A 13,119-nucleotide genomic window follows, 5' to 3' on the forward strand; every position below is an offset into this window, starting at 1 on the left:
CCGGTGGACGCGGCCCCTGAGCCGTTGCGGTGACCGTGTCCGTCCGCACGGCCGTGCGTCCCCCGCCCTGTGGCGGCTTCCTGGGATGCCCAGAGGACGAGCCTCGTGAGGAGACCGACCCATGTCCTTCCGTTCCCCCAGCACCCCCGCCTCTGTCGAGGACGTCTCGCCCGGGAGCGGGGCGCTGCCGCCACGGGCGCGGGCCAGGCCGTCCGACGCGGCGGCACTCTCGCTGAACGGCACCTGGCGGTTCCGGCTGTCCCCCACGGCGGGCGGCGCCGACACGTCCTTCACGCGGCCCGGGTTCGACGCCGGGGACTGGGCCGGGATCGAGGTCCCCGGGCACTGGGTGCTCCAGGGCGGCGGGGCGTACGGCGCCCCGATCTACACCAACCAGATCTATCCGTTCCCGGTGGACCCGCCCCGGGTGCCCGCCGAGAACCCCACCGGTGACCATCTGCGCGTGTTCGACCTGCCCGGGGGATGGCCGGGCGACGGGGACGCGGTGCTGCGCTTCGACGGTGTGGAGTCCTGCGCCCGGGTCTGGCTGAACGGCACGCCGCTCGGCGAGTTCAAGGGGTCCCGGCTGCCGCACGAGTTCGCGGTCGGGGCGCTGCTGGAACCGGCCGGGAACGTGCTGGCGGTCCGGGTGCACCAGTGGTCGTCGGGGTCGTATCTGGAGGACCAGGACCAGTGGTGGCTGCCGGGCATCTTCCGGGACGTGACGCTGCTGCACCGCCCGCCGGGCGCGGTCCGGGACTTCTTCGTGCACGCCGGGTACGACCACACCACCGGCGAGGGCACCCTGCGGGTCGACTCCGATGTGCCGGGCCGGGTCACCGTCCCGGAGCTGGGCCTCGACCTGGCGACCGGGGACAGTGTGAGCGTGGCGGTGGCGCCGTGGACGGCGGAGACGCCCCGGCTGTACGACGGGGTGCTGGCCACGGCGGGCGAGCGGGTGCCGCTGCGGATCGGCTTCCGGACGGTCGCCCTGCACGACGGGCTGCTCACGGTGAACGGGCGGCCGATCCTGCTCAAGGGCGTCAACCGGCACGAGTGGCACCCCGAGCGGGGCCGGGCGCTGGACGAGGCGACGATGCGCGCGGACGTGCTGCTGATGAAGCGGCACAACGTCAACGCGGTGCGCACCGCGCACTATCCGCCGCACCCGGCGTTCCTGGACCTGTGCGACGAGTACGGGCTGTGGGTGATCGACGAGTGCGATCTGGAGACCCATGGCTTCACCGGGCAGGACTGGCGGGACAACCCGGTGGACGACGACCGCTGGCGCCCGGCGCTGCTGGACCGGGCGGCGCGGATGGTCGAGCGGGACAAGAACCATCCCTCGGTGATCGTCTGGTCGCTGGGCAACGAGGCGGGCACCGGGCGCGGACTGACCGCGATGGCCCGCTGGATGCGGGCGCGGGACTCCTCCCGGCTGCTGCACTACGAGGGCGACCACGACTGCCGGGACACCGATCTGTACTCCCGGATGTATCTGCCGCACGCGGAGGTCGAGCGGATCGGGCGCGGCCTGGACGGGGGTCCGCGGCGACGGCGGGGGCTGCCGTTCATCCTGTGCGAGTACGCCCACGCGATGGGCAACGGACCGGGCGGACTGAGCGAGTACCAGCGGCTGTTCGAGACGTATCCGCGGCTCCAGGGCGGGTTCGTGTGGGAGTGGATCGACCACGGCGTCACCGACGACCGGTACGGGTTCGCCTATGGCGGGGACTTCGGGGAGGAGGTCCATGACGGGAACTTCGTCTGCGACGGACTGCTGTTCCCGGACCGGGTGCCGTCCCCCGGCCTGACCGAGCTGAAGAAGGTGATCGAGCCCGTCCGGATCGAGGGCGACGGCACCGGCCCCGGCGCCACGGTCCGGGTGACGAACCGGCAGGACTTCGCGGATCTTTCGGCGCTGGCGTTCGAGTGGGCGTACGACGTCGAGGGCGAGACGGTCGCGCGGGGCGCGCTGGCGGTGGGGCCGCTCGCGGCGGGCGAGTCGGCGGAGCTGAAGCTGCCCGAGCGGCCGGACGGCCATGACGGGGAGGCGCTGTGGACACTGCGGGCGGTGCTGGCCGAGGACACGGCGTGGGCGGAGCGCGGGCACGAGGTGGCGTGGGCGCAGCTCCCGGCCGTCGCCCGGCGGGCACCGGAGGTGGCGGCGAGCGCCCGGCCGGTGGCGCGGGAGGGGCGGATCACGCTCGGTCCCGGGGTCTTCGACGCCGCCACGGGCGCGCTGCTGGCCGTCGGGGACGTGCCGGTCACCGGGCTGCGGCTGGATGTGTGGCGGGCGCCCACCGACAACGACGAGGGGGCGCCCTGGCAGCCCGACGCCCGTCTCGGGCCGCTGTGGCGGGCGCGGGGCCTGCACCGGATGCGGCACCGGCCGGACGGCGTGGAGACCGGTACGGACGCGCTGACGGTACGGAGCCGGGTGGCCGCCGCGGGGCGCGAGGAGGGGCTGCGCGCGGTGTACCGGTGGACCAGCGACGGGACCCGGCTGCGGCTGGCGGTGACGGTGGTCCCCGAGGGCGAGTGGAGTGTGCCGCTGCCCCGGCTGGGGGTGCGGTTCGGGCTGGCGGCGGCGGACCGGGTGACCTGGTACGGCGGTGGGCCGGGCGAGGGGTACCCGGACACCCGGGCGGGCTGCCGGACGGGGTTGTTCCGGTCGACCGTGGACGCCTTGCAGACGCCGTACGTCCGGCCGCAGGAGAACGGGGCGCGGCCCGGGGTGCGCCGGGTGGAGCTGGGCGGGCTGCGGGTCGAGGGCGACCCGGAGTTCTGGTTCACGGCCCGCCGCTGGAGCACCGAGGAACTGGACGCGGCGGACCATCGCAGCGATCTGGTGCCGGGCGACACGGTGTGGGTGAACGTGGACCACGGTCAGCTGGGCATCGGCTCCCAGTCCTGCGGTCCCGGTGTGCTGCCGCCGTATCTGCTGTCCGCCGGACCGGCGGAGTTCGCGGTGGTGTTCACGGCGGCGGGCTGAGCGCGACACGGCCGCCCCGGGGTGTCCCGGGGCGGCCGGTGCTCCGCCGTCAGTGGTCGGCGCAGCACGGTGTGGGGTCCGGGTGCTCGAACGGCACCAGGACCCCTCCGGCGGCGGGCTGCGCGGCGAGGACCAGCCGCCCGTCCCGCCACTGCGGCCGGACATGGCCCCGGGTGTCCAGCGGGGTGCCCGGGTCGGGCGCGCCCGGGGTGCCGAGCACCGTCACGGCGTCGATCGCGGAGGCGGCGAGGATCTCCCCGACCGGCAGGACGCCGGTGAGGGCCGCCGCGCCCGGGAAGAGCACGGCCCGGCCGTGGGCGTCGGGCGCCCCGTCGGCGACCTGGTGGCCCTGGGCGGTGAGCCGGTCCCTCGCGGTGTCGCGGGCGGCGGCCGACTCCAGGGCGAAGGAGAGCGCCACGCGCGGGCGGCCGTCCCGGACGAGGTGGGTGCAGCCGAACCCGCGCTCGGTGAGGGCGAGTCCGGCGGCCAGCTCCCGGAGCAGGTGATCGGCCGTACGCAGGTCCTTCGTCGCCGTGTCGACGGTCAGGACATGGGGCGTCGGCGGGGTCACGAGGGCAGGACCCACACCGGGTTGGAGTAGAACCAGAGGTCCTTCCAGGGGTCGGCGTCGCCGACGACGTCCAGCACCGGGCCGTTGGGGTCGACCGCGGCCCCGTTCACGCCGACGCCGTTGCGCTTGCCGTCGGTGCCGCGCAGCCGGACGTACACCGGGCGGTCGACCCGGCCGAGGTCGTAGCTGAGCCTGACCGTGCCGGTGCCCTTGCCGACCTCGTAGGACTTGACGACCTTCGCGGACGGGGCGGTGAAGGTGTCCTTGTCCTTGGCGGGGCCGGTGACATCGCCCTGGATGACATCGACGCGGGCCAGCTCGGGCTGGAATCCGGCCCAGTTGGGGCCACCGGCGAGGGCGACCTCGACCGAGAGGGTGACGCGCGTGCCCTTCTTGACGTGCAGGGCGCCGCCCAGGGTGGCCCAGCGGCTGCCGCCGGAGACCCGGACGTCCAGGGCGCTGATGAGCTGGCCGTGGTCGACCCAGATGCGCCCGGCGCGGATGCCGTCCATGACGGCGGCGTAGGAGAAGCCGTCGGAGCCGACGTGGGTGCGGCTGTAGTAGCCGGGCCAGTAGTCGCCCTGGGCCAGGTCGAGCTGGCCGTTGTAGACCGGGTCGTCGTAGCGGCCGTTGCCGTTGAAGTCGCCGCCGCCACGGGCCGCGGTGTCGGCGTAGACCTGGTGGGAGTCGGAGTTGGCGGTGATCCACCAGGGCTTGCCCTCGGCGATCAGGCTGTCCCAGAGGCCGCCGACGGTGGCGGTCATCCAGTCGAAGCCGCCCCAGGTGCGGTAGCTCTCCAGCGGGTAGCCGGGGAACGAGTCGGCGCCCGGGTTGTTGTCGTAGATGCCGCGGGCCCGGCCGGGGCCGAGCGGGGAGGGCAGTCCGGCGGCCTGGTGGCCGGGGGCGCCCTCGAAGCCGACGGCGATCTGACGGCTGACCGGGGAGGCGTCGCGCCAGCCGCGGATCTCGTGCGGGGAGTCGACACCGCGCCGCGCCGGGTGGTTGGCGAGCATCAGCGCGTCCTGCACCTTGCGCTGCTTGACCTGCTCGGCGAGGAAGGCGATCCCGGCGATGGCGAGCGCCTCGTTGGCGGGGCTGTTGCCGCTGGCGCCCTTGACGCTGCCGTCGTAGTCGTTCTCGAACTGCTTGAGGACGGACACCTCGTTCTTGCCGGGGTGCACGAAGACGGTGCCGTGCTCGGCGGCCGGGATGTTCCACTCCAGGCCCTGGAAGACAAGGGTGTCCTCGTAGGCGGAGCGGGCCTCCTTGATGTCCGGGTTGACCTTCTCCACACCGATCTTGGCGTGGGTGGCGGAGCCATGGTCGGTGATGACCAGCCAGTCCATGCCGTGCTTGGCGCCCTGGCGGACCTGGTCGACGACCCGGTACTTGCCGTCGCTGCTGTACTGGGTGTGGATGTGGTGGTCACCGGCCAGCCACAGGAAGCCGTTTCTGCGGCTGCCGCCCGACGCGGCCGACCGGGCGGCGGCGGACGCGGCGGGGGACGCGGCGGCGGGCTGCGGGGCGAGCACGCTTCCGGCGGCCAGACCGGCGCCGAGCAGTCCGGCGCGGCGCAGCAGCGAGCGGCGCGACCGCTGTTCGGGGCTCAGCTCCCCGTCCGGCACGGAGGTGTCGAACGCGGCGGGCAGGGCGCCCTGTTCATGGGCGTGGTCGTGCCCGTGGTCATGGTCGTGGTCGTGCCCGTGCGGGTGGTGGTGGTGCCCGGGTCCGTGGCTGTGCCCCATGATCGCGCCTCCTGTCGCCGCCGCTGTCGCGTGCGACGGCTGCCGTTCGCGGTGCTGCTGCGCCGCGTGAGGAGAATCGAGGGGGCACATGAACTCTTCGCGACCGTCGGATGAGCGCCGGACGACCCCGGCACGGCCGGTGTCGTGAGCGCTCACAGACTCCACGGGACGGCTTCCGCTTTGGCCCGGTTGGCACCGACCTGCGCTCTGCACATCCTGTGCAGCTGCCACTGACCTGCACCGATGGGGACACCGCTGGGCGGCGGAACCGGCGCGGACTACCGTCGGGTCATGAGCACCGTCGCGCCCCGTCCGCCGTTCGCCGCCGCCCTCGCCGCCGGGCCGCTGGTGCTGGACGGCGGGCTGTCGAACCAGCTGGAGGCCGAGGGGCACGACCTCGGGGACGCGCTGTGGTCGGCGCGGCTGCTGGACGAGGCGCCCGAGGCGGTCGTGGCGGCGCATCTGGCGTACTTCCGGGCGGGCGCCGATGTGGCGATCACGGCCAGCTACCAGGCGAGCTTCGAGGGGTTCGCCCGGCGCGGCACCGGGCGGCGGCGGGCGGCCGGGCTGATCGCGTCGAGCGTGGCGCTGGCCCGGGAGGCGGCCCGGCGCGCGGACGTGGCCCGCCCGTTGTGGGTCGCGGGGTCCGTCGGCCCGTACGGGGCGGTGCTGGCGGACGGGTCCGAGTACCGGGGGCGGTACGGGCTGGGCGTGGCCGAGCTGGAGCGGTTCCACCGGCCCCGGGTGGCGGCGCTGGCGGCGGCGGAACCGGATGTGCTGGCGCTGGAGACGGTCCCGGACGTGGACGAGGCGGTGGCGCTGCTGCGGGCGGTGCGCGGGGTGGGGCTGCCGGTGTGGCTGTCGTACGCGGTGGCCGGGGGGCGGACGCGGGCCGGGCAGCCGCTGGAGGAGGCGTTCGCGGTGGCGGCGGGGGTCGACCAGGTGGTCGCGGTGGGCGTGAACTGCTGTGCGCCGGAGGAGGTGGCGGAGGCGGTGACCGTGGCCGCCCGGGTGACCGGCAAACCGGTCGTCGCCTACCCCAACAGCGGGGAGGCCTGGGGCCCGGACGGCTGGACGGGCGACACCACGTTCGCCCCGGCCCGGGTCGGGACGTGGCGGGCGGCGGGGGCCCGGCTGATCGGGGGGTGCTGCCGGGTGGGGCCGGGGGCGATCGGGGAGGTGGCGGGGGTATTGGGGCGGTGACGGCGGGGGCCGCCTGAGAGGTGACGTTCACCCGGTGTCGCCCTACGTGCGTTTCACGCTTCCCGGGATGCGCAGGCGGCGGACGACCGAGCGGAGTTCGGTCATCCGGGCCGGGAGGTCGGCCGGGGGCGCGGGGGGTTCGGGACGGGGCGGGGCGGTGGCGGACCAGAGGGAGAGTTCGGCGTCGCGGGGGCCCTTGACGGTGTGGGCGGGGCCGTCGCCGAAGAGGTGGACGGGGTGGGTGGGGTCCCAGTGCGGCCAGCCGGGGGTGCCGTCGGTGGCGAAGCGGACCCAGGCGCGGTGCATGGCGTCGGCGAGGTCCTGGGGCGCTCCGGCGCCCGCGAGCTTGGCGGACTCGGGGACCTGGCCGGTGTCGAAGACGAACCCGAGTTCCAGGGCGTGGCAGGCGCCGAGCCGGGGGACCAGGGACGGCCAGGCGAACTCGTAGACGTACGAGGTGGTGGGGCGGGCGTCGGCCAGGCGGTGCAGGGGCAGCCGCAGCAGATGGTCGGTGACCAGCTGCCCGACGATCTCGGCGGTGCCGGCCTCGGGGCGCAGGGTGCGGTAGCCGCGCGGCACCTCGTGGCCGCAGTGGCAGCGGGCCATGGCACCGGCCAGGGCGACCGGGCCGAGTCGGTCGACGCGCTCCACCAGGCCGCCGGGGACCAGCCACAGCCGGTACTCGTCGCGGGTCCAGCCCGTCATCAGGTCGACGCCGGGGGCCGCGGCGCCGGAGACGAGGGCCTCCAGCGGGTCGCGGGGGACGACATCGCCGTCGATGACGATGCCGAACGCGGGGCCACCCAGGACGGGGCTGCTGAGGCGGCCCACGTCGGCCTGGACGCGCAGCAGCAGGTCGCGGTCGGCGGCGGCGAAGGCGGCGGCGGTGGCCGGGATCTTCAGCCGTCCGGCCATCCGGCGCACCATCCGCCGTACCTTCTCGCGTTCGGCGGCCTCGGGGGCGCCGCTCTGGAGGACGGCGCGGCGCACCAGGCCCTGGGTCTGCGGGGCGGCGAGCAGGGCGCCGATGCTGATGGCGCCCGCCGACTGGCCGAACAGGGTGATCCGCGCCGGGTCGCCGCCGAACTCCTCGATGGACTCGTGGACCCAGGTCAGGGCGGCGATCTGGTCGCGCAGTCCGGCGTTGGCGGGGGCGTCGGGGAAGAGTCCGTAGCCCTCGACGCCGAGCCGGTAGTTGAGCGAGACCAGGACCACTCCGTCGCGGGCGAAGGAGCCGCCGTCGTACACCGGGACGGCGGAGGAGCCCCGGGTCAGGGCGCCGCCGTGCAGCCAGACGAGGACCGGGAGACGGGCTCCGGGGCCGGGCTCGGGGGTCCAGACGTTGAGGTTGAGGCAGTCGTCGCCGGGGATCACCGGGTCGGACAGGTAGGGCGCGAAGGCGTCGGAGTACGGCGGTTTCGGCGGGGTCGGTCCGAAGGCTCCGGCGTCCCGGACGCCGTCCCAGGGCTCGGGCGGCTCGGGGGGCCGGAAGCGGCGGGGCCCGAAGGGCGGGGCGGCGTAGGGGATGCCCCGGAACACCGCGATCCCGTGCTCCCAGCGTCCGCGGACCGCCCCGTACGGGGTGCGCGCCACGGGTCCCGTGCGTTCCGTCCGTTCCGTCAGGTCTGCCGTAGACATCCGCCCACCAGCCCTTCCGCACCGCACAGCCTGGAGTTCCGGTTCTGATCAGAGCACCACATTCCGGGGTGGTATTCCGGCGTGGAGGGGGTGGGCGGGGGCCGATCGGGTGACGATCGGGTGACGCGTGACAGCAGCACTTGCACACCTCCGGACGAAACGGCCGATTACCAAATCATTCGCAGGCCAAGCCACTTGATCACCTTCGATTTCCGGAAGGCTGTGCTTCCTCTGCCTGGTCATGGCATCGTGTACTCGCCACCCCTCGAAAGATGGCCAAAACCTCACCGTGCGCAGGCGGCACCGCGTCAGCCCACCGCCGTGCCGGTCCGGGGTCGTCCCGGCCGTCGCTGCCCTGAACACCTCATTCGTCCGCAGGAGGCACTGCCGTGTCGGAGTCCAACCCCCAGATCGTCACGTCTGCGGAGATTCGCGCCAGGATCGACACCACCAAGCCGCACTCCGCCCGTTTCTGGAACTACTTCGTCGGGGGCAAGGACAACTACGAGGTCGACCGGGAGATCGGGGACCACATCAAGGAGATCTTCCCGGGTCTCGTCGATGTCGCGGTCACCAGCCGCCAGTTCCTCGGCCGCGCCGTACGGCATCTGATCGTGGACCAGGGGGTCCGGCAGTTCCTCGACATCGGCACCGGTCTGCCGACCGCCGACAACACCCACGAGGTCGCCCAGCGGGTCGCGCCGGACGCCCGGATCGTCTACGTCGACAACGACCCGATCGTGCTCACCCACGCCAACGCCCTGCTCACCAGCACCCCCGAGGGCAGGACGGCGTACCTGGACGCCGACCTGTACGACCCGGACTCGGTGCTGGAGGCCGCCGCCGGGACGCTGGACTTCGACCAGCCGATCGCCCTGATCATCATGAACACGCTCGGGCATGTCGCCGAGTACGACAAGGCGCGCGACCTGGTCCAGCGGCTGATGGCGGGCCTGCCGTCGGGCAGCTACCTGGTGATCAGCGACTCCACCTCCACCAGCGAGGGCATGATCGCCGCCTCCGACGCCTACAACGCGAGCGGCGCGGTGCCGTACTACGTGCGCACCGTGGCGGAGATCGGCGGGTTCTTCGACGGTCTGGAGCTGCTGGAGCCGGGCGTGGCGCAGGTGACCGCCTGGCGCCCGGAGAGCGACGCCTCGGACCCGGAGGTGGACGCGTACGGCGCGGTGGGGCGCAAGTCCTGACGCCCTGTCGGGCGCGGTGACCTCGGGAGCGGTCCGGGCGGACGTCCGGACCGCTCCGTGCTGTCCGCCGCGGCTCACCCCTCGCCCGTGCCGTCCGTGCCCTCCGTGCCGTCCGTGCCGTCCCTGGCATCCCTGGCATCCCTGGCATCCCTGGCGTCCGCGCGGGCCGTGTGCCGGGCGAGGACCCGGTCCACCAGGAGGCCCGAGGCGCCCAGATAGCCGGACGGCGCCAGGAGTTCCTTCAGCGCCGCCTCGCCGTCGGGCCCCGTGAAACGGCCGTCCGTCTCCGGGGCCGCCGCCAGCCGTTCGGCGAAGGAGGTTCCGCCGCCCGGCTCCTGAGGGGCGGTCAGCCGGCCCAGCAGCCGTTTCGCCCCCGCCTTGCCGAGGACCGGCGCGAGGGCGACCCCGAGCCGCTCCGCGTGCAGGGCGCCGTCGCTCAGCTCGGCGTTGGCGAGCATCCGCTCCGGGAACACCACCAGACCGGCGGTGAGTTCGGCCGCGCTGTCGGCCGCGCCCGCCGTCAGCCGCAGCGCCTCCCGCAGCGGCTGCCACTCGGCGTGCCAGGCGCCGGGCGCCCGCTCGTCCTCGGCGACCAGGCTCTGGGTGAGGATCAGCGCCAGCGGCGGCACCTGCCGGGCGGCCGAGGCGATCAGCGTGGCCAGCACCGGATTGCGCTTCTGCGGCATCGCCGAGGAGGCGCCCCGGCCCTCCCCGCCGGGTTCGGCGACCTCGGCGACCTCGGTACGGGCCATGCCCTGCACATCGGCGGCCAGCTTGCCGAGCGCCGCCGCCGTGAAGGCGAGCACGGCACCGAGGTCGGCGAGCGGGGTGCGCAGCGCGTGCCACGGCACGGGGGGCGCCGAGAGGCCGAGCCGCGCGGCGAACGGCCCGGTCAGTTCGGTGCCGTGACCGGGCAGGGCGCCCCGGGCGACGGCGTCGTAGCCCGCGAGGGTCCCGGCCGCGCCGCCGAGCTGGACCGGCAGCCCGGGGTCGAGCAGCCGGCGGACCCGGTCGGAGGCGTCGAGGGCCAGACTGAGCCAGCCCGCGGCCTTGAGCCCGAAGGTGACCGGTACGGCGTGCTGGGTGAGGGTCCGCCCGGCCACCGGGGTGTCCCGGTACCGGGCCGCCAGCCCGGCGAGCGCGTCCGCGGTACGGGTCAGCGCGGCGTCGATGTGCCACAGCACCCGGGTGGCGACCAGCATGGTCGCGGAGTCCAGGATGTCCTGGCTGGTGCTGCCGTGGTGGACATGCTCGGCGGCGTCCGGGTCGAGCGCGGCGACCACCGGGGTCAGCGCCGCGACCAGGCCGACGACGGGGTTCGCCGCGTCCCGGGCGCCCCGGGCGAGCGCCACCGGGTCGATCCGGCCGGACCGGGCGGCCTCGGTGATCGGCCCGACCGAGGAGGCGGGGATGACGCCCAGCTCCGCCTGGGTCTCGGCGAGCGCGATCTCAGCCTCCAGCATGGCGCCGAGGAAGGCCGCGTCGCCGGTGAGCCGCTCGGCCGGGGAACCGGCCCGGACCGGGGAGAGCAGCCCGAGGTCGGCGATCTCGGCGACGGCGGTGGCGTGCCGCTCGTACCAGGTGTCCACGGGTGCGCCGGTCATGCCGCGCCCCCGCCCGTGGTGGTGAGCGGCCGACCGCTGGTGGGCAGCCAGGCCAGCGGCACATGGCGGTGCAGATACGGCGTCCGGCGGGCCCGCGCCGCCGCGATCCGGGCGTCCGCCGACACCAGGCAGGTGTGGGCGATGGCGTCGCTGTCGCCGACGATGACCGAGTTGACGCCCGGCCGGATACCGGCCGCGGTGACCCAGTGGACGCCCTCGGTGGGCACCCCGAAGGCCAGCCTGCGCGGATGCGCCCGCGACTCCCGGTCGAGCAGATGGTAGGGCCGGGTGGTGACGGCGACGCCCCCGGTCTCGTACGGCGCGGCGGTGCCGTCCGGGATGCGGTACGGGGCGCACTGGCCGCTGCCGAGGAGCTGGCGCAGCAGCGGGTCGGTGGTGGCGCGCAGATCGAACTCGGGGAGCCGGGCGTCCACCAGGGCGGTGACGAGGGTGGCGGGACCGGGCACCCGGGTGGAGCCCAGCCGGAAGCCCCGTCCGTGCGGGTCGGGTTCGACGCGTACGCCCGGACCGGTCACCTCGACCACTCCGGCCTCGATCAGGGCGATCAGCTCCTCGATCCGGCGGGCGGGCGGGCCGATGGAGAGATAGGCGTTGAGCGGGGTGTACCAGCCGCTCAGCTCGTCGCGGTAGGACGCGCCGCCGAGTCCGGCGTGGTCGACCACCAGGCGTATCTCGTTGCGCAGATCGCGCAGCACGTCGAGGGCGGCCTTGAGGGGGCTGGTGACATTGCCCCTGCGGGCTTCGGCGAGGTCCTCGCGCAGATGGGCGAGGAGCCAGCGGCGGTAGTCGTCGGGGCCGGTGAACGCACGGTCGCCGTAGGGGCGTTCGATGTGGCTCCAGTCCCAGCGGCGCTCGCGCGGGACGCCGTGCCGGGTGAGGAGGGCGTCCTCGGCCGGGCTCTCGGCCGGGTCGTCGGGGGCGCCCAGGACGGCGACGAACTCGGTGAGGAAGGCGTCGGCGGCGGCCCGGTCGCCGCGTTCGGCGAGGAGCGCGTGGTAGTAGACCGCGCGGACCTCCGCCGAGATCAGCGGCCAGACGTCCGCGCGGAAGGACAGCGGACCGGCGGTGCGGTGGCGCCGCCGCAGCGCGTCGATGGCGGCGGGGGTCAGGAAGAGCGGGTCGTGGCGGCCGGAGACGCCCTTCTCGTTCTCGCCCCGGGCGTGGTACGGGATGCCCCGGCGCGAGGCCAGGTGGAGCACGGGTTCCTGTCCCGAGCGCTGGTACACCAGCCGTCCGGCGGCCCGCTGGAAGGTCCCGCCGCGTCCGGTGGTCAGCAGGGCGACGATGTCGAAGCAGGTCAGGCCCATCCCGAGCAGGGCGACCCGCTCGCCGGGGGCGATGGCGCCGTAGTCGGCGTCGGCCGGGTTGCCCGGCGGCAGATGCAGCAGTCCGTGCCGCTCGGCGTACGCGGTCAGTTCGCGCTCCCGGGCGCCGGGCGCCATGGGCGCGTGGCCCTGGGCGAGCACCACGGAGTCGAGCCCGGTCAGGACGGTGCCGTCGTCCAGGGCGACGGTCTGGGTGCCGTCGCCGCCGGGGGTGTCGTGCAGGGCCACGGCGACGGCCGGGTGCGGTGTGATGCGCAGGTTGGCGGGCGCGGTCGCGCGCAGCCGGTCCAGCACCCACACCAGGTAGTGGCCGTAGAGCCGCCGGGTCGGGTAGGTGTCGGGGCCGAGGTTCCTGACCTCCTGCCGGGTCCGCTCGGGCAGGTCCTCGGGGGAGCCGAGTTCGTCCAGGAGCGCCGCCCACTGGTGCAGGCTCGGTCCGGGGACGACGGGGCCCTCGCAGTCGACGCTGTCGTCGCTGAACAGGGTGATCTGCGAGGCGACGGTGTTCATCAGCAGTTCGGCGTCCTGCGCGGGCCGCCACACCTGGCCGCCCGCGCCGCGCGGGTCGACCAGGTGCACCTGGATCGTCCGTTCGCGCCAGCGCGGCAGCCGGGCCTGGGCGGCGAGCCGTTCCAGGACGCACAGCCCGCGCGGACCGGCCCCGATCACACAGATCCGGGTCACTTCCGGGTCAGTCATGTCAATCGCCATGCCCTGGACGCTAGACGCGGTCCGGGTTGTGCGGCATCACGCGGATACGGGATTTCCGGGGGCACCGTACGGATTACCGGGACCCGGTGCGGCAATTCCGG

The 13,119-nt window shown here is 74.6% G+C and carries 8 protein-coding genes; 3 read left to right on the top strand and 5 right to left on the bottom strand.

All coding sequences use genetic code 11. The features are described 5' to 3' along the window. The first annotated feature begins 121 nt into the window (after window positions 1-121). The gene (locus AB0D49_RS00280) at window positions 122-2,995 is read left to right on the top strand and encodes a glycoside hydrolase family 2 TIM barrel-domain containing protein (RefSeq protein ID WP_362748209.1); all 2,874 of its coding nucleotides are present in this window, start codon (window positions 122-124) and stop codon (window positions 2,993-2,995) included. 49 nt (window positions 2,996-3,044) lie between these two features. On the opposite strand, the gene AB0D49_RS00285 is transcribed toward AB0D49_RS00280, so the two are convergent. After that, on the bottom strand, window positions 3,045-3,566 hold the full coding sequence (locus tag AB0D49_RS00285) for a hypothetical protein (protein WP_362748212.1): 522 nt from the start codon (window positions 3,564-3,566) through the stop codon (window positions 3,045-3,047). Next, the gene (locus AB0D49_RS00290) at window positions 3,563-5,311 is read right to left on the bottom strand and encodes a PHP domain-containing protein (protein WP_362748215.1); all 1,749 of its coding nucleotides are present in this window, start codon (window positions 5,309-5,311) and stop codon (window positions 3,563-3,565) included. Before AB0D49_RS00290 ends, AB0D49_RS00285 begins: the two co-directional genes overlap by 4 nt. Before the next feature lie 291 nt (window positions 5,312-5,602). On the opposite strand from AB0D49_RS00290, the gene mmuM reads away from it, so the two are divergent. Continuing rightward, window positions 5,603-6,514, top strand: coding sequence for a homocysteine S-methyltransferase (gene mmuM / locus AB0D49_RS00295; RefSeq protein WP_362748218.1), 912 nt, complete (start codon window positions 5,603-5,605; stop codon window positions 6,512-6,514). Between the two features lie 42 nt (window positions 6,515-6,556). Here the strand turns inward: mmuM and AB0D49_RS00300 are convergent, their stop codons facing one another. Beyond that, window positions 6,557-8,152, bottom strand: a complete 1,596-nt coding sequence (locus AB0D49_RS00300) for a carboxylesterase family protein (protein ID WP_362748221.1) — start codon at window positions 8,150-8,152, stop codon at window positions 6,557-6,559. Between the two features lie 389 nt (window positions 8,153-8,541). Here AB0D49_RS00300 and AB0D49_RS00305 point away from each other — a divergent pair, with 389 nt between their 5' ends. Continuing rightward, on the top strand, window positions 8,542-9,357 hold the full coding sequence (locus tag AB0D49_RS00305; RefSeq protein ID WP_362748224.1) for an SAM-dependent methyltransferase: 816 nt from the start codon (window positions 8,542-8,544) through the stop codon (window positions 9,355-9,357). A 74-nt stretch (window positions 9,358-9,431) separates the two neighbouring features. Here the strand turns inward: AB0D49_RS00305 and AB0D49_RS00310 are convergent, their stop codons facing one another. After that, the gene (locus AB0D49_RS00310) at window positions 9,432-10,961 is read right to left on the bottom strand and encodes an adenylosuccinate lyase family protein (protein ID WP_362748227.1); all 1,530 of its coding nucleotides are present in this window, start codon (window positions 10,959-10,961) and stop codon (window positions 9,432-9,434) included. Beyond that, window positions 10,958-13,018 (bottom strand): FAD/NAD(P)-binding protein, encoded by a 2,061-nt coding sequence (locus AB0D49_RS00315; RefSeq protein WP_362748230.1) that lies wholly within the window; start codon window positions 13,016-13,018, stop codon window positions 10,958-10,960. Before AB0D49_RS00315 ends, AB0D49_RS00310 begins: the two co-directional genes overlap by 4 nt. Between the last annotated feature and the right edge of the window lie 101 nt (window positions 13,019-13,119).

Source organism: Streptomyces sp. NPDC048290, from assembly GCF_040652095.1.
Taxonomy (GTDB): domain Bacteria; phylum Actinomycetota; class Actinomycetes; order Streptomycetales; family Streptomycetaceae; genus Streptomyces.